Source organism: Nonomuraea sp. NPDC050680, assembly GCF_040654555.1.
GTDB lineage: Bacteria > Actinomycetota > Actinomycetes > Streptosporangiales > Streptosporangiaceae > Nonomuraea.
This window is the reverse complement of record NZ_JBFAIF010000017.1, coordinates 66,486-83,053: the sequence shown is the minus strand read 5'-3', so window position 1 is coordinate 83,053 and position 16,568 is coordinate 66,486. Positions and strand designations below refer to the sequence as shown.

At 69.6% G+C, this 16,568-nt stretch carries 13 protein-coding genes; 8 read left to right on the top strand and 5 right to left on the bottom strand.

Annotated elements, in window-relative coordinates; all coding sequences use genetic code 11:
* Positions 1-21: 21 nt before the first annotated feature.
* Together AB0H88_RS38920 and AB0H88_RS38915 are read left to right on the top strand one after the other, a co-directional pair.
* Positions 22-4,197, top strand: coding sequence for a HAMP domain-containing protein (locus AB0H88_RS38920; protein ID WP_357653574.1), 4,176 nt, complete (start codon positions 22-24; stop codon positions 4,195-4,197).
* Positions 4,198-4,200: 3 nt separating this feature from the next.
* Positions 4,201-4,830 carry a response regulator gene (locus tag AB0H88_RS38915; protein ID WP_357653572.1) on the top strand — a complete coding sequence of 210 codons (630 nt, stop codon included), beginning with the start codon at positions 4,201-4,203 and terminating at the stop codon, positions 4,828-4,830.
* Positions 4,831-5,076: 246 nt separating this feature from the next.
* On the opposite strand, the gene AB0H88_RS38910 is transcribed toward AB0H88_RS38915, so the two are convergent.
* Positions 5,077-6,270, bottom strand: coding sequence for an NYN domain-containing protein (locus AB0H88_RS38910; RefSeq protein WP_357653674.1), 1,194 nt, complete (start codon positions 6,268-6,270; stop codon positions 5,077-5,079).
* A 205-nt stretch (positions 6,271-6,475) separates the two neighbouring features.
* On the bottom strand, positions 6,476-9,418 hold the full coding sequence (locus AB0H88_RS38905) for a sigma-70 family RNA polymerase sigma factor (protein WP_357653570.1): 2,943 nt from the start codon (positions 9,416-9,418) through the stop codon (positions 6,476-6,478).
* Between the two features lie 214 nt (positions 9,419-9,632).
* Between AB0H88_RS38905 and pyrE the strand changes: the two genes are divergently transcribed.
* A complete protein-coding gene (pyrE, locus tag AB0H88_RS38900; RefSeq protein ID WP_357653568.1) occupies positions 9,633-10,166 on the top strand; it encodes an orotate phosphoribosyltransferase in 534 nt (177 codons plus the stop codon).
* 18 nt (positions 10,167-10,184) lie between these two features.
* Here pyrE and AB0H88_RS38895 read toward each other — a convergent pair whose 3' ends face one another.
* Together AB0H88_RS38895 and AB0H88_RS38890 are read right to left on the bottom strand one after the other, a co-directional pair.
* Complete coding sequence (locus tag AB0H88_RS38895; protein ID WP_357653566.1) at positions 10,185-10,610, bottom strand: hypothetical protein; 426 nt, start codon at positions 10,608-10,610, stop codon at positions 10,185-10,187.
* Positions 10,611-10,688: 78 nt separating this feature from the next.
* On the bottom strand, positions 10,689-11,381 hold the full coding sequence (locus AB0H88_RS38890) for a DedA family protein (RefSeq protein WP_357653565.1): 693 nt from the start codon (positions 11,379-11,381) through the stop codon (positions 10,689-10,691).
* A gap of 116 nt (positions 11,382-11,497) precedes the next feature.
* On the opposite strand from AB0H88_RS38890, the gene fbaA reads away from it, so the two are divergent.
* The 3 genes from fbaA (at position 11,498) to AB0H88_RS38875 (ending at position 14,347) form a co-directional block, all read left to right on the top strand.
* Positions 11,498-12,520: a class II fructose-bisphosphate aldolase gene (gene fbaA, locus AB0H88_RS38885; RefSeq protein WP_357653563.1), complete on the top strand. Its 1,023-nt coding sequence runs from the start codon at positions 11,498-11,500 to the stop codon at positions 12,518-12,520.
* 34 nt (positions 12,521-12,554) lie between these two features.
* Positions 12,555-12,965, top strand: a complete 411-nt coding sequence (locus AB0H88_RS38880; RefSeq protein WP_357653561.1) for a DUF3151 domain-containing protein — start codon at positions 12,555-12,557, stop codon at positions 12,963-12,965.
* A 98-nt stretch (positions 12,966-13,063) separates the two neighbouring features.
* Positions 13,064-14,347: an adenylosuccinate synthase gene (locus tag AB0H88_RS38875; RefSeq protein ID WP_357653559.1), complete on the top strand. Its 1,284-nt coding sequence runs from the start codon at positions 13,064-13,066 to the stop codon at positions 14,345-14,347.
* 67 nt (positions 14,348-14,414) lie between these two features.
* On the opposite strand, the gene AB0H88_RS38870 is transcribed toward AB0H88_RS38875, so the two are convergent.
* Positions 14,415-15,065: a GNAT family N-acetyltransferase gene (locus AB0H88_RS38870; protein WP_357653557.1), complete on the bottom strand. Its 651-nt coding sequence runs from the start codon at positions 15,063-15,065 to the stop codon at positions 14,415-14,417.
* An 86-nt stretch (positions 15,066-15,151) separates the two neighbouring features.
* Here AB0H88_RS38870 and AB0H88_RS38865 point away from each other — a divergent pair, with 86 nt between their 5' ends.
* Both AB0H88_RS38865 and AB0H88_RS38860 read left to right on the top strand, forming a co-directional pair.
* On the top strand, positions 15,152-15,568 hold the full coding sequence (locus AB0H88_RS38865) for a GNAT family N-acetyltransferase (RefSeq protein ID WP_357653555.1): 417 nt from the start codon (positions 15,152-15,154) through the stop codon (positions 15,566-15,568).
* 71 nt (positions 15,569-15,639) lie between these two features.
* Positions 15,640-16,548, top strand: coding sequence for a glycerophosphodiester phosphodiesterase family protein (locus AB0H88_RS38860; RefSeq protein WP_357653553.1), 909 nt, complete (start codon positions 15,640-15,642; stop codon positions 16,546-16,548).
* Positions 16,549-16,568: the final 20 nt, after the last annotated feature.

Here is a 16,568-nt window from a genome sequence, read left to right as displayed (position 1 = left end):
CCCGGGAGTGAAGGAGGACCCATGACAACGGCCAAGGCCGCGCTGAGCTCTGAGGAGAGGACTTACACGGAGTCGGACCTCGTCCCGATCCTGGAGACCCTCTTCTCCTGGCGGGACGGCGACTTCCGCCGCCGGGTCCCGCACGCCCCGGCCGGCATCCTCAGCGAGGTGCGGCTGCTGCTCAACGAAGTGGCCGACCGTCGCGAACATCTCGCCAACGAATTGGTGCGCGTACGCAAGGAAGTTGTCAAGGAGGGCCGTTTCGGCGAGCGGCTGACGCCGGGGCCGGGAGTCGGCGCCTGGGCGGAGAGCGTCGAGTCGGTCAACATGCTGATCGACGCCCTGGTGAGCCCGGTGAGCGGTGCCGCCGACGTGATCGACGCGGTGGCCAAGGGCGACCTGTCGCGGCGGATCGACCTCGACCGCTCGGCCCGCGGCGAGGTGCGCCGTCTGGGCAAGGCGATCAACGGCATGGTCGACCAGCTCGCGCTGTTCAACTCCGAGGTCACGCGGGTGGCCAGGGAGGCCGGCACCGAAGGGCGGCTGGGTGGCGGCGCCAACCTGCGCGGCATGTCCGGCAGCTGGCGCGACCTCACCGAGGCCGTCAACACGATGTCCTCCCGGGTGGCCGCGCAGGTGCGTGACATCGCGGTCGTGACCACCGCCGTGGCCAAGGGCGACCTGAGCCGCAAGGTGACGGTCGACGCCGTGGGCGAGATGTTCGAGCTCAAGAACACCGTCAACACGATGGTCGACCAGCTCTCCGGCTTCGCCGAGGAGGTCACCCGAGTCGCCCGCGAGGTCGGCACACAGGGCCAGCTCGGCGGCCAGGCCCGGGTGTCGGGTGTGTCGGGCGTCTGGAAGGACCTCACCGACAACGTCAACTTCATGGCCAACAACCTCACCAGCCAAGTACGCAGCATCGCGACCGTGGCCACGGCGGTGGCCCAGGGCAACCTGTCCAAGAAGATCACGGTCGACGCCGAGGGCGAGATCCTCCAGCTCAAGGACACCCTCAACACGATGGTCGACCAGCTGTCGTCCTTCGCCGACGAGGTGACCCGCGTGGCGCGCGAGGTCGGCACCGAGGGCAAGCTGGGCGGACGCGCCGAGGTGAAGGGCGTGTCGGGCGTCTGGAAGGACCTCACCGACAACGTCAACTCGATGGCCTACAACCTGACCTACCAGGTACGCAACATCGCCCAGGTGACGACGGCCGTGGCCAACGGCGACCTCACCCGCAAGATCGACGTGGACGCCCAGGGCGAGATCCTGGAGCTCAAGTCGACCATGAACACGATGGTCGAGCAACTGTCCTCGTTCGCCTCCGAGGTGACCCGAGTCGCCCGCGAAGTGGGCACCGAGGGGCAACTGGGCGGCCAGGCACAGGTACGCGGCGTCTCTGGAGTCTGGAAGGACCTCACCGAGAACGTCAACTCGATGGCCAACAACCTGACCTCCCAGGTGCGCCAGATCGCGGCGGTCTCGTCCGCGGTGGCCCAGGGCAACCTGTCGAAGAAGATCACCGTCGACGCGCAGGGCGAGATCCTCCAGCTCAAGGACACCCTCAACACGATGGTCGACCAGCTCTCGTCCTTCGCCGACGAGGTGACCCGAGTCGCCCGCGAGGTCGGCACACAGGGCCAGCTCGGCGGCCAGGCCCGGGTGCAGGGCGTGTCGGGCGTCTGGAAGGACCTCACCGACAACGTCAACTTCATGGCCAACAACCTGACCTACCAGGTGCGCAACATCGCCGAGGTGACCACCGCGGTCGCCAACGGCGACCTCACCCGCAAGATCGACGTGGACGCCCAGGGCGAGATCCTGGCGCTCAAGACCACCATCAACCGGATGGTCGACCAGCTGTCCTCGTTCGCCTCCGAGGTGACCCGGGTCGCCCGCGAGGTGGGCTCGGAGGGCCAGCTCGGCGGTCAGGCGCGGGTCGAGGGCGTGGAGGGCACCTGGAAGCGGCTCACCGAGAGCGTCAACGAGCTGGCCGGCAACCTCACCACCCAGGTACGCGCGATCGCCACCGTGACCAGCGCCGTGGCCAGAGGCGACCTGACCCGCTCGATCGCCGTCGAGGCGCAGGGCGAGCTGGCGGAGCTCAAGGACAACATCAACTCGATGGTGGCCAACCTCCGCGAGACCACCCAGGCCAACCAGGAACAGGACTGGCTCAAGTCCAACCTGGCCCGCATCTCCCGGCTCATGCAGGGCCACCGCGACCTGTTCGAGGTGGCCAAGCTGACGATGAGCGAGCTGACGCCGCTGGTGTCGGCCCGCTACGGCGCCTTCTACGGCGTCGACCCCGAGGGCGAGCACGAGCTGCTGCTGATCGGCGGCTACGGCGTACGCCCCGACCGCGGCCCGCGCCAGCGCTTCGCGGTCGGCGAAGGCATCGTCGGCCAGGCCGCGGCCCAGGGCAGGCACATCGTCCTCGACGACGTGCCACCGCGGTTCATCACCATCGACAGCGGCCTCAGCCAGTCGACGCCCGCGCAGATCGTCGTACTCCCGATCCTGTTCGAGAGCCGCGTCCTGGGCGTGCTGGAGCTGGCCTCCTTCACCCCCTTCGGCGAGGTGCACCTCGACTTCCTGACCCAGCTCGTCGAGACCATCGGCGTCACGATGAACACCATCATCGCCAACTCGCGCACCGAAGACCTGCTGACGGAGTCGCAGCGCCTCACCCGCGAGCTGCAGGAACGCTCTGACGAGCTGCAGCGCCAGCAGGAGGAGCTGCGCAGGTCCAACGCCGAGCTCGAGGACAAGGCGGCGCTGCTGGCCAAGCAGAACCGCGCCATCGAGATCCAGAACTTCCAGATCGAGCAGGCCCGCCGCACGCTGGAGGAGCGCGCCGAGCAGCTGGCCGTGTCCTCGCGCTACAAGTCCGAGTTCCTCGCGAACATGTCCCACGAGCTGCGCACGCCGCTCAACAGCCTGCTCGTGCTGGCCAAGCTGCTGACCGAGAACGCTGAGGGCAACCTGACCTCGCAGCAGGTCGAGTTCGCCAGGACGATCCACGGCGCGGGCTCCGCGCTGCTCCAGCTGATCAACGACATGCTCGACCTGTCCAAGGTCGAGGCCGGCCGGATGGACATCCATCCGATCCAGGTGTCGCTGCCGAAGATGGTCGACCTCCTGGAGGCGGCGTTCGCGCCGCTGGCCCAGGACAAGGGGCTGGCGTTCGCCGTCGAGGTGGACGGCGACGTGCCGCAGGAGCTGCGCGCCGACGAGCAGCGCCTGCAACAGGTGCTGCGCAACCTGCTGTCCAACGCGGTGAAGTTCACCCCGAAGGGCGAGGTGAAGCTGCGGGTCACGCCGGTGCCCGCGGGGGTCCAGTTCGACGACGACACCCTGCACGGCGCCCACGACCTGCTGGCCTTCCAGGTGATCGACACCGGCATCGGCATCGCGCCCGACAAGCGCGAGGTCATCTTCGAGGCCTTCAGGCAGGCCGACGGCACCACCAGCCGCAAGTACGGCGGCACCGGGCTGGGCCTGTCGATCTGCCGCAAGATCGCCAGTCTGCTCGGCGGTGAGATCCACGTCGACAGCGAGCTGGGCAAGGGGAGCACGTTCACCCTTTACCTGCCGGCGTCCTACACCGGCCCGCTGGCCGAGACCGACAGCGACGCCGTGGTCGAGCGCAGGCAGCTGCTCGCCGCGCCGGTCGAGGAGACGGCGGCCTCGCTGCACGAGCCGCCGCTGCCGCTCGACCTGCCGCTGCCCGAGCTGCTCGAGCCGCTCGCGGAGACCAGCCAGTGGCACGGCGACGACCCGCTCAACGGCGCGAAGATCCTCATCGTCGACGACGACATCCGCAACGTGTTCGCCCTCACCAGCGTCCTCGAACGGCATGGCTCCACGGTCGTCTACGCTGAAAACGGTCGGGAAGGAATCGAACAGCTCGAACGGAACGAGGACGTCGCTCTCGTGCTGATGGACATCATGATGCCGGAGATGGACGGCTGGGCCACGACCTCGGCCATCAGGCGCATGCCGCAGTTCGCCGATCTCCCGATCATCGCGTTGACCGCCAAGGTCATGCGGGGCGATCGCGAGAAGAGCATCGCCTCGGGCGCGTCCGACTACGTACCCAAGCCCGTCGACGTCGACCGGCTGCTCGAACGGCTGCGCGGCTGGCTCGGCCGAGGGCGGTCCACCGGCGAATCCACCGCCGAAGGGGCGTGATCCATGCCGGATCGTGCCAAGATCCTCCTGGTCGACGACCGCGAGGAGAATCTCATCGCCCTTGAGGCGATCCTCAGCTCGCTCGACCTGGTGCCCGTACGCGCCAGGTCCGGCGAGGAGGCGCTCAAGGCGCTGCTCAACACCGAGTTCGCGCTCATCCTGCTCGACGTGCGGATGCCGGGCATGGACGGGTTCGAGACGGCCGCCCACATCAAGCGGCGGGAGCGGACCCGCAACATCCCGATCATCTTTCTCACGGTGGTCGACAGCGCGCCCGACTACGCCTTCCGCGGCTACGCGGCGGGCGCGGTCGACTACCTGACCAAGCCGTTCGACCCGTGGGTGCTGCGGGCCAAGGTGTCGGTGTTCACCGAGCTGTACAACATGAACAAGCGACTGGCCGAGCAGGCGTCGATGCTGCGCGAGCGGCTGAGCGGCGAACTGCCGCCGGGCGCGGGTGACCAGGCGGCGATCCTGCCCGAGCTGTCGCGGCGGTTGACGGCGGCGGAGGACGAGCTGAGCAGGGTGCGGGAGCTGGCCAACAAGTCGCACGACCCGACGCTGTCCGTCCCGCTCACCGACCTCGCCGAACGACTCGCCCACCTGCGCTCCGGCTTCGACGCCCTGTCGTAAGCCGCCGCGCCGTCCCTTCACCGGTACGAGAGACACCGCCCCTTGCCGGTATGAGGGGCGCCGTCTCGTACGAGAGGCGCTGTGCCTTGTCCGTACGAGAGGCGCTGTCTCTGGTCTCATCCCCCGAGGCGTCTCTAGATCAATCCCCGAGGCGCTGAGACCGTTCTCAGCGGCGCGCTGACGTCTGGACGCAGAGGTAGGTCTCGACGTCAGAGGTCGAGAGGAACGGCCTCAGGGCGCGTCAGACTAGTGTCTGGCGCGCTCCAAGGCGTCCCAGAACCCGCGGCGCAGCGCGTGGCGTACCTCGTCGTGCAGCAGGAAGTCGATCGGCAGGGACGATCCCTGCAGCAGGCGGGCCTCCAGGTCGGAGGGCATCCGCGGCTTGCGCGCGAGCACGGCCTCCAGCCAGAGGGCCGGCGCGTCGCGGGCCACGGACTCGCCGAAGTCGTGCCCCTCCCGATGGGCGGCCTTGACGGCGTCGGACAGCGTGGTCGCCCCGGCCGTGGCGGCCGAGGGCTGCTGGGAGACCGGCGCGGGCTGCGGGCCGGTGTAGGCACCGAGCTGCGAGGGCTGGTAGGTCCCGTTGGACTGCGGCGGCGGGGGCTGGTAGGTCCCGTTGGACTGCGACGCGAACTGTCCGGTCGTCGGCGCCTGCGGCTGCTGCGGGATGGGTCCGGTCACCGGGGCGGCCGACGGCGTCGGATCTGGCTGGTAGCTGGAGTAGCTGGGCGGCGGCTGCTGGCCACGCCCCGCCGACGGCATCATGCCGTTGGTACCGGCCTGGCTCGCCCTGTCGGCGGCGTGACTGCCGCTGCTCGGCTGGGCGGGCGGCAGCTCCCGCTGCGCGTGGCCGGCGTGACCGTTGCTGACCGGCTGGTGGTGGCCGTTGGACGCCTCGATGGCGCCGGTCACCATGTTGACGTAAGGGCGCAGGTGGACGCCGCCCAGCTCGATGAGGTCGTCGCTCTCCTGCATGAGCGTGCGGGAGACCGCCCAGCTGCCGTCTACCGCGATGTGCACCACGGTCACCCTGACGCCGAGGTCCTGAGCGTCACTGACGACCTGGGCGAGGTCCTCGTCACCGCTGACCACGACGGCGTCGCAGATGGCGCTGTTGCGGGCGAGCGTCATCAGGTCGCGGTGCACCTGGGCGTCCACGCCTTCGCGCCGACCGGGGCGGATGCGCGAGAGACGGAGCTTGAGGCCGGGGATGTCGGCGAGCACGTCGTGCTCCGGCGTGCGGCGTCCTTCGACGGTCGCCTCGTACCAGTAGCACCGGAGCATCGGCAGGCCGGTGCGCTCGCGCGAGAGGTTTGACAGGAGCTGCAAGAGCCCTGGGTAGTCCCAGGCCACGGCTTCACGATGGCGGGTGCCATGCACGGCCATCGCGCCGTCGGCCAGCAGATAGCCAGCGTCCACGAACAGCGCGCAGCGATCCACTGACACGGCCCCTTTCCTGGTGGTCCGACCTAGCAGACTGTGCACCGTCAGAGCCGGACTCGCGGGCGGCCCTCTCTCAGGGTAATGAAAGCGGGTGATCGCGCGAGGTTAATCCCGACGATTCGCCCCTGCCCTGACCGTACGCCGGTGCATTCGGGGTGACCGTACCAATATGTCGGACTTTGGTCACTATCGTGCACGTACGTCACGACCGTGCACGCACGCTGACGGCGGCGATCGCGAACAACACCACATCCTTCCGCGTATCGATGGCCAGCGCCGGGTCATGGCCGAGTTCGGTGCCGAACGTGTCGACGTCGACACCGAATGTCATCCCTTTGGTGCCGTTGGACGAGCCGTCGAAGACGTTGTCCGCGTCACGGTCCCCTCCCTCGGGAGTGAGCGGCCCCGAACCCAGAGAGAGCCGGTCACCGTCAAGATCGGCATCGCCTCCCCAGGCCACCATCTCGATCCGAGCAGGCACCAGCCCGCCCGACGGGACCCGCCTGGGCGAGCCTCCAGAGGCCGGACCCCCACCCGGGATCCGCGCACGCTCGGCCGCAGGAGCAGGGCCCTTCCGCAGGGTCAGCGTAGGCACGGTCGCAGGGGCCGCCATGCCGTCCCGCGAACCTCGCGCACGCTCGGCCGCAGGAGCCACGCTCGCTCGCGGGCGTCGCGGGCCTCGGTCGGGTGCGGGGGCGGGGACCAGGCCGTCCAGCGGGATCCGGGCCTGACCTGCCTCGCCGCCGACGACGGTCGGTGTGTCGAGCACTACGGCGTGGCTGTACGGCTCGGTCGGGTCGGTCGCGATCACCACCAGGCTCCATCCGGCGTGCTGCGCGACCCCCTCCCCCATCGGCGGGTCGGCCGCCCACCACCTGCCTTCCTGTCTCACGCTCCCGACCAGCCCGGTCACGTCGGCGAACGCCTGGTAGGCGGGCCCAGAGGGCAGCTCACGGACCGTCACCTGCTCGGGCTTGATGAACAGGTAACGCCGCCGACCCGGCGGCCGCAGCCTGATCGGCCCCGCGTTCTCTCCACTGGCCGACCAGTAGAGTCCCGCCCACACGACCCGACCACCCGGAGGCAATCGCAGCGTGGCACCGCTGGAGGCGTACGTTTCCAGTGCCTTGTCCTCGTCCACGACCGCCATGGGCCACAGCTCGTCGTCACGCCTGTCGCCCTCCCGCAGCCGGGCCTCCGCGCAACCGTCGTCCTCCAGCGGGCAGCTCAGGAGCGAGTTGCCGACCGCTCTGACCGTCACCTTGCCGTCGGTGGCGAACCTGGCGGGCATGCCCTCCCGCCGTACGCCGGCCGCGGACCGCGCCCCGACCCGCAGCGAGCCGGACGTGATCCGTACGGCGGGCCCGTCACCCTGGGGCGCCTGGGCGGCCACCTGAACACGCAGGAACACAGCGGTACGGCGGCGCGCCTCAAGCGGCCCCCTGGCGCACACGGCGCCCTTCCCGGCCGGGCGACACGTCCAGCCATCCACGGTCCCAACGGGCGTAACCACCTCGGCACCGTGACCATAGACACCGGGCCGAATCGGCGTCCCACCCGCCGCGACACCGTGGCCGTTGCCACCGGGCCGGCTCGGCATCCCGTCCGTCACAGCACTGTGGTGAATCGACATCCCGCCGGTCACGGCACCGTGCTCATAGCCACCCCGCTGGATCGGTGCGGCGGCGTGGTCGGAGCCGCGTGGCCGGGTCAGGGTTACGCCCGCTGCGGCGCCATGACGGTAATCGCCCGATGGGATCAGCGTGACGCCTGCGGGCAGGTCCACGGTGGCCGTGAGTTCGGCGGTCGGGGCGTTGCCCGAGTTGCGGAGTCGTAGGCCGATGATGCCGGGCTGGTCGCGGACCAGCGCGCCGAGCACGCCGATCGTGGCGTGCAGGCGCGCCCGGTGCCCCCTCGTCGCCGACGGGGCGGCCGGTCGAGCGGGAGGAACCCGCCTGGGCTTGTCGGCCGGCCATACGGGCGGCGGCCCGGCTGACGCGGCCGGCTTGGCGACCGGCCTTGGCATCGGCTCCTCGGCCGAGACCAGCGTGAACGCGGCGGCGGCCGCGACAGCTGCGGCGGTACCGCCCGCCACCGCAGCCTGTGCGTATGTGGGCACGCCCCGAACCCAGCCGACCACGGACCCGGGCACGCGCCAGAACTGGCCGAGCACGGACCCGGGCACGCGCCAGAACTGGCCGAGCACGGACCCGGGCACCCCGCCCATCCGGCCGAGCATCTGTCCGGCCGGTCGCCCGGAGATCTGCCCGGACGGCCGCCGCACTCTGCCGAGCAACCGCCCAGGCGCCCGCCCCAACCGGCCCAGGGCGCGCGGAAAGCCCTCTGGGCGGTCGCTCGGGGTCCTCTCCTTGGCCAGTGCCGCCGCGTACCCGGCGAAGACCGGCCCGGCGATCAGTGGTCCGATGATGACGCGCAGCCCCCGGCTCACGTCCGTCAGTTCCAGCAGGACCGCGCGGCATTCGGGACAGCCGCTCACGTGCTCGTCCACCGCCTTGGAGTCCCGCCTGGCCAGCACACCCCGGACGTAACGGCTCATACTGCCCAGCGCCAGCCGGCACGTGTGGGGCGGCGGTGCGGCCAGGTGCGTCTGCAGGTACGCCTGCCGTAGGCCCGCGAGAGCCCGGCGGGCGAGATCGGTGACGCCGTTGGCTGACAGGCCCAGCAGCGGTGCCACGTCGGCGGGTGGAGAGTGCTCGACCTCGGTGTGCCAGAGCACCGCCCGCCACCGCTCGGGCAGCGACAGGAACGCCTCGGCGATCAGCGACCGTTCGAGGCCGATGAGGGCCGGGTCGATGAAGGGCACACCGGGATCGAGCGAGGTCCCGCCCATGGGTATCTGGCCGTCGGCCACCCGCGTTCGGTCACAGACAGTGCGTCGCACGACCGTCAGCAGGTACGTCCTGAAGCCCGCCGAAGGACCGCCGCCACGGCCGACGAGGTCGAGGATCTTGGTGAACGACTCGACGACCACGTCATCGGCCTCGGCCTCCCCCCTGACGAGCTGGCGGGCGAGGGAGCGCGCGGCGGCCACGTGGCGGTCGTGGAGCTCGCGATAGGCGGTGGCGTCGCCGGCTCTGACCGCGTGAAGAAGATCCGCATCGCTCTGCGGCGATTCTGCACTCATAGTGACCTCACAATTACCCAGGGTTTACCCCCGAACATTCCGCAGCCACCGTCCCGGCTAAACCGAAGGGCCGTGTTTACCTTCCGTCAGTGCTCCCGACCTTTCCGACAGCGCTCCCGGACCTTCCGACAGCGCTTCTGGACCTTCCGGCGGCGCTCCTGGCCAGCCGTACGCGGGCCGCCTGGACGTGCGCGAGGACCCTAAGCTGGGACGCATGACAGACCGCGACAACCTGCTCGCCGAGATCAAGAAGAAGGCCGTCGTACACGGCAAGGTCGTGCTCTCCTCGGGTCAGGAGGCCGACTTCTACCTGGACCTGCGCCGGATCACGCTCGACGGGGTGGCCGCGCCCCTGGTCGGCAGGGTGATGCTCGACCTGACCAAGGATCTGGAGTACGACGCCGTGGGCGGGCTGACGTTGGGCGCCGATCCCGTCGCGACCGCGATGATGCACGCCGCCGCGGCGCAGGGGCGCCCGCTCGACGCGTTCGTGGTGCGCAAGGCGCAGAAGGCGCACGGCATGCAGCGCAGGATCGAGGGCCCGGAGGTCAAGGGCCGTCGCGTGCTCGCCGTCGAGGACACCTCCACGACCGGCGCCTCCCCGCTGACGGCCGTCGAGGCGCTGCGCGAGGCGGGCGCGGAAGTGGTCGCCGTGGCGACGATCGTCGAGCGGGGCGCGGCGCCCCGGATGGCCGAGGAGGGGCTCGACTACCGCTCCGCTTTCACGCTCCAGGACCTCGGGCTGTGAACGCCTCCCACTCCGCGTTCACGCTTTAGGACCTCGGACTGTGAACGCCTCCCGCGCGCCGGCCTTGCCCTGCGCGCGGGGCTTGCCGTTCTCGGTCACGATGACCGTGGCGGCGTCGCTGAGCACCACGTCGAGCTCGGGTTCGAAGTAGCTGACCTCTTCGCCCCTGCTCATGTCACGATATTGCAGCACATCGCCGCCCGGCACGCGGACCGTGACGAGGGGGCAGGTGTCGGCCACGCACTCGATGCGGACGGTCGGCACCTGGGCGCTGGCCTGCGGCTGAGCCGCGACCTTCCCGCGTTCAGGCTGCTGCCGGCTCGTGTCGAGCGAGGTGAGCAGCGCACGACCGCCGACGACCAGGAGCGTCACCACGGCCAGCGCCGCCAGAACGGCGAGCGCGAGGCGGGCGAGGCCCATCGGATCTGACCTGTGGCGTCCCACAAGGGGGAGCGTACTCGTAGGCGCGGTCGATCTCGATCACTAAAGGACCGCTAAAGGCGCGATCACTGAGAGTGTGGGTCAGCGCACGCGGTGGTGCTTGCCGTTGGGCTCCGGCAGTTGCTTGCCGGCCCTGCGGGTCTTGACGACCTCGACGATGATCGGGATCAACGAGATGAGCACGATGAGGAAGACACCGGGCAGGATGTACTTGTCGATCTTGGTGGGATCGACCTGGTTGCCGAGGAAATGGCCGATCAGCAGCATGCTCTCGACCCACAGCACGCCGCCGACCACGTTCCACAAGAAGAACGTGCGGGCCGGCATCTCCAGGACACCGGCCACCGGGTTGAGGAACGTGCGGACGATCGGCACGAAACGGGCGATGATCACCGCTCTGGCCGGGCCGAACTTCACGAAGAAGTGCTCGGCCTTCTCCACATATTCCCTCTTGAACACCCGTGAGTCCGGACGGTCGAAGAGTCTCCTGCCGATCTTGGCCCCTATGAGGTGGCCGAGCTGAGCGCCCGCCACCGCGCACAGCGGCGTGGCGATCAGCAGCACAGGGAAGGACAGCGGCTCGATGCCAATCCCCTTCGCCGCGGCGGCGGAGCTGAAAATGCCCGCGGCGACGAGCAGCGAGTCACCGGGCAGGAAGAACCCGATGAGCAGGCCCGTCTCGGCGAAGATGATCGCCAGGACGCCGACGGTCGCGAAGGCGCCGAGCATCGTCAGCCACCACGTCGGGTCCAGGAGGTTGGAAAGCCAGTCCACGGGGTGAGCCTACCTTGGCGCGAACGGCCTCGGCCGCCGCGCGTTGTCTCTACCACGCGGGGTAGCGGACCGGGATACTGGGCTGCGCGAAGCCGTACTTCTCAGGGAGATGAAGCATGCCTATAGCAACCCCAGAGGTCTATGCCGAGATGCTCGACCGCGCGAAGGCGGGCGGATTCGCCTACCCAGCGATCAACGTGACCTCTTCCCAGACGCTCAACGCCGCGCTCCGCGGCTTCGCCGAGGCCGGGAGCGACGGCATCGTCCAGGTGTCGACGGGCGGCGCGGAGTTCCTGTCCGGCGCCACGGTCAAGGACATGGTGACGGGCGCGACGGCGCTGGCCGAGTACGCCAGGGTGATCGCCGCCAAATACCCGGTGACGGTCGCGCTGCACACCGACCACTGCCCCAAGGACAAGCTCGACGGCTTCATGCGGCCGTTGATCGACATCTCGCTGGAGCGGGTCTCCAAGGGTCTCGACCCGCTCTTCCAGTCGCACATGTGGGACGGCTCGGCCGTACCTCTGGAGGAGAACCTGGAGATCGCCAAGGAACTCATCGACAAGTGCCACCGCGCCAACATCATCATGGAGATGGAGATCGGCGTCGTCGGCGGCGAGGAGGACGGCGTCGTCGGCGAGATGAACGAGAAGCTCTACACCACCTCCGAGGACGCGCTGGCCACGGCCGAGGCCGTGGGTCTCGGTGAGAAGGGCCGCTACCTGCTGGCCGCCACGTTCGGCAACGTGCACGGCGTCTACAAGCCGGGGCACGTCAAGCTGCGGCCCAGCGTGCTGAAGGAGATCCAGGACGCCGTCGGCGCCAAGTACGGCAAGGACAAACCGTTCGATCTGGTCTTCCACGGCGGTTCCGGGTCGGCGATGGAGGAGATCCACGAGGCTATCTCCTACGGCGTGGTCAAGATGAACGTCGACACCGACACCCAGTACGCCTTCACCAGGCCGATCGCCGACCACATGTTCCGCAACTACGACGGCGTCCTCAAGGTCGACGGCGACGTCGGCAGCAAGAAGGCCTACGACCCGCGCGCCTACGGCAAGGCGGCCGAGGCCGGGATGGCGGCGCGCGTCGTCGAGGCGTGTGAGCACCTCAAATCCGCTGGGACGAAGATCTCCTAGCCACTTCGGCGGCTCGGCGGGTATGACTTGTCCTATGGATAACCTTCTCGCCGGGCCGCCCCCGACTCAACTGCCGGACCTGCCCGAGGCCAGGGAGGCGCTGGAAGCCGGCGCCAAGGCCGCCGACGTGGCGGCCCGTTTCCCCGCCTACCCGGCGGCCTGGGCCACGCTCGCGGAGGAATACTTCGCGCAGGGCCACGCCGTCACCTCCTACGCTTTCGCGCGCACCGGCTACCACCGCGGCCTGGACCAGCTCCGCCGGAGCGGCTGGAAGGGGCACGGTCCCATCCCCTGGGAGCATGAGCCGAACCGCGGCTTCCTGCGCTGCCTCTACTCCCTCTCCAGGGCCGCCCAGGCGATCGGCGAGAAGGACGAGGCCGAACGATGCCTGCAGTTCCTCAAGGACAGCAGTGAGGACGCCTACGACGCGCTGTCCAAGAACTAGCACTTGGGACGAATAGGCCGACTCGGGTAGTCTCTCTACGCAAGAGCCCCTGTCGCACTTGCGCCAGGGGTTTCGTTTTGTGCTCGGGAGACTGAACCATGCCGGCTGCCGTTCTCGTTGGTGCCCAATGGGGCGATGAGGGCAAGGGCAAGGCCACCGACCTCCTCGGTGGCGACGTCGATTACGTCGTCCGCTACCAGGGTGGCAACAACGCGGGTCACACCGTGGTCATCGGTGACCAGAAATACGCACTGCACCTTCTGCCCACCGGAATCTTGTCGCCGCACGTCGTGCCGGTGATCGGCAACGGGGTCGTCATCGACCCCGGGGTCCTGCTCAGCGAGATAGACGGGCTGGCCGCGCGCGGCATCTCCGCCGAGCGCCTGCTGATCTCCGCCGACGCGCACCTGATCATGCCCCACCACAAAGCGCTCGACAAGGTGACCGAGCGCTACCTGGGCAAGGCCAAGATCGGTACGACGGGCCGGGGCATCGGCCCCGCCTACGGCGACAAGATCTACCGGATGGGCGTACGCGTCCAGGACCTGCTCGACCCCGGCATCCTGGCCAAGAAGATCGAGGTCGCGCTGACCGAGAAGAACCAGGTGCTCACCAAGGTCTACAACCGGCGCGGCATCGAGGCCGAGGCCGTCGTAGAGGAGTACCTGGGCTACGCCGAACGCCTCAAGCCACACATCGCCGACACCTCACTGGTGCTGAACCGGGCGCTGGACGAGGACAAGTTCGTGCTGCTGGAGGGTGGTCAGGGCACGCTGCTCGACATCGACCACGGCACCTACCCGTTCGTCACCTCCTCCTCGCCGACGGCCGGTGGCGCCTGCGCCGGGTCCGGCATCCCGCCGATGCGGCTCACGAAGGTGATCGGCATCCTCAAGGCGTACACCACCCGCGTCGGTTCCGGCCCGTTCCCCACGGAGCTCGAGGACGAGATGGGCGAGTGGCTGCGCCAGACCGGCGGCGAGTACGGCGTTACCACCGGCCGCAACCGGCGCTGCGGCTGGTTCGACGCGGTCATCGCCCGCTACGCGACCAGGATCAACGGGGTCACCGACTTCTTCCTCACCAAGCTGGACGTGCTGTCCGGGCTGGAGCGGATCCCGGTGTGCGTCGCCTATGACGTCGACGGTACGCGGCACGACGAGATCCCGATGACGCAGACGGACTTCCACCACGCCAAGCCGGTGTACGAGGAGTTCCCCGGCTGGCAGGAGGACATCACCGGCGCCAAGACCTTCGACGATCTGCCGCCCAACGCGCAGTCGTACGTGCGGGCGCTGGAGGAGATGAGCGGCGCGCCGATCTCCGCGATCGGCGTCGGCCCCGGCCGCGACCAGACGCTGGTGATCCGCCCGCTCGTCTGACCCGCCCGGTTCACGGGTACGGTCGGCACCGCGTCGCCGGCCGTACCCGAGCGACCCGTGAAAGCCGTCAGGAGGCAGCCAGGACGGCGGCGGTCATCGGGGTGCGGGTCGTCCAGCCGATGCTCCGGTAGAGGGCCTGACCGGCCGGAGTGGCCACCAGGATGCCCGTCCTGGCGCCACGGGAGGCGGCGGTATCGGCCAGGGCCCTCATGATCACCCGGCCCAGGCCGCGACGGCGGTGGTCAGGGGCGGTCTCGACCTGGTCCACGACCGCGGTAGGCCCGGTGACCGCGATCTGCCCCCGGGCCGCGATCTCGCCCGCCGCCGTCAGCAGGCGGGCCACGGTCACGTCCGAGCGGGTGGTGACGGCCAGCGTGTAGCCGTCGGGAGCCGTGGCCCCGCCCCGCCGCAGCGGGGCCGTCATCATGAACTCCGGCTCGTCGATCGACCACGCCGGTGTGAGCCACGGGACGACCGCCTCCGCGGGGGCGCAGAGCTTGAGCCAGGTGCCCGGCGTGCTGATCGTCTCAGCCAGTAGCCGCAGGTCGCCGGGGGTGGGCGCGGGCAGCACGTGGCGGGTGACGTGGCCGGGCCGGCCGACGTCCACTCGCAGGCCCCATGGCTCCCGTACGGGCCGCGGGGCGCTGCGCGAGACCACCCAGCCGTCGACCCAAGCCTGGACGATTTCCGGCCGGACCGTTTCGAGTGCCTCCATCATGACCGCCAGCTTATTGCCACAGAGTCGCATTTATCGACCTAATAAATGCCGTGCGTGGCGCGGCGACCTGCGCTTACTCTCCCGGCATGGACATCCGACGAGCCACCTGCCCCGAGACCGTCGAGGCGGCCGGTCACCTCTTCGACTCCGCTCCCCTGCCGGAGGCCACCGCGCGGTTCCTGGCCGAGGAGCGTCACCACCTGCTCATCGCCTATGTGGACGAGACACCGGCCGGGATGATCACCGGGGTCGAGATCACCCACCCCGACAAGGGGACCGAGATGTTCCTCTACGAGCTCGGCGTGGACGAATCCTTCCGCGGCCGGGGCATCGCCAGGTCGCTGGTCGCGGCCCTGGAAGGGCTCGCTCGCGAACGCGGCTGCTACGGCATGTGGACTGCCACGGATGAGGGCAACGAGGCGGCCCAGGCCACGTACAGCGGCGCGGGCGGGGTACTGGAGAAGGACCAGGTGCTCTATGCGTGGACGTTCAGCCAGCAATAGCCATACTCACCACAAAAAGGGCGCGGCGTGGCACGTCGTGCTCGTGGCGCGCGGCAGGTAGTGTCCCCGGTGTGCGCGTTGAGATTCACGGTCATCGGGGAGCGAGGGGCCTCTGGCCCGAGAACACTCTTCCGGGGCTGAGCCGCACGATGGAGCTCGGGGTGCACGCGCTCGAGTTCGACGTCGCGCTCACCGCCGATCGGCGCCTCGTGTTGACCCACGACCTCACGGTCTCGGCCGTGACCAGTGCCGACACGCGGCCGCTCGCGAAGGACGACCCCCACTTCCCCTATGTCGGCAAGCCGATCAACTCGCTCGGGCTGGCGCAGCTGCGCATGCTCGACGTGGGTGTGCGGTTGCCCCGGCACGCCGACGATCCCTTCGCGCTGACGCAGCGGCCGATGCCGGAGACCCGGATGCCCACGCTGGGCGCGGTGCTCGGGCTGGTCAACGCCTACGAGGCCGAGGACGTACGGCTGCACGTCGAGCTCAAGTCCGACCCGACCAGGCCGGAGCTGACGGCCGATCCCCAGCTGTTCACCGAGATGGTGCTCGAGGAGTTCGACCGGCACGGGAGGCTGGACAACGCGGCGATACTCAGCTTCGACTGGCGGATCATCGGCCACGCCGCCCGGCTGGCGCCGGGCACGCGGCGCTTCGCGCTGATCGAGCTCGACACCCTGCACTGGAACGGCCCGCTGGGCGACGACATCCCGGCCGCCGCCCGCGAGGCGGGGGCCACGACGCTGTCGCCCGAGCACGTGATGGTCGATGAGGACCTGATGGCCCAGGTGGCCGCGGCGGGGCTGGACGTGGCGGTCTGGACCGTCAACGACAAGGCGCTGGCGGCCCGGATGCTGGACCTGGGGGTGGCGGGGATCGTCACCGACTATCCCGATCGGATGCGTGAGCTGTGGCGCGAGCGCGGGCTGGGACTGCCCGACCCCGTCGGACCACTCAAGCGGCCCGTCGGGGTCTGACGCCCGCGCGGCGTCAGACC

Coding starts and splice junctions, on each gene's coding strand:
- AB0H88_RS38920 (WP_357653574.1), top strand. CDS start 22: ATGACAACGGCCAAGGCCGCGCTGAGCTCTGAGGAGAGGACTTACACG.
- AB0H88_RS38915 (WP_357653572.1), top strand. CDS start 4,201: ATGCCGGATCGTGCCAAGATCCTCCTGGTCGACGACCGCGAGGAGAAT.
- AB0H88_RS38905 (WP_357653570.1), bottom strand. CDS start 9,418: ATGAGTGCAGAATCGCCGCAGAGCGATGCGGATCTTCTTCACGCGGTC.
- pyrE (WP_357653568.1), top strand. CDS start 9,633: ATGACAGACCGCGACAACCTGCTCGCCGAGATCAAGAAGAAGGCCGTC.
- fbaA (WP_357653563.1), top strand. CDS start 11,498: ATGCCTATAGCAACCCCAGAGGTCTATGCCGAGATGCTCGACCGCGCG.
- AB0H88_RS38880 (WP_357653561.1), top strand. CDS start 12,555: ATGGATAACCTTCTCGCCGGGCCGCCCCCGACTCAACTGCCGGACCTG.
- AB0H88_RS38875 (WP_357653559.1), top strand. CDS start 13,064: ATGCCGGCTGCCGTTCTCGTTGGTGCCCAATGGGGCGATGAGGGCAAG.
- AB0H88_RS38870 (WP_357653557.1), bottom strand. CDS start 15,065: ATGATGGAGGCACTCGAAACGGTCCGGCCGGAAATCGTCCAGGCTTGG.
- AB0H88_RS38865 (WP_357653555.1), top strand. CDS start 15,152: ATGGACATCCGACGAGCCACCTGCCCCGAGACCGTCGAGGCGGCCGGT.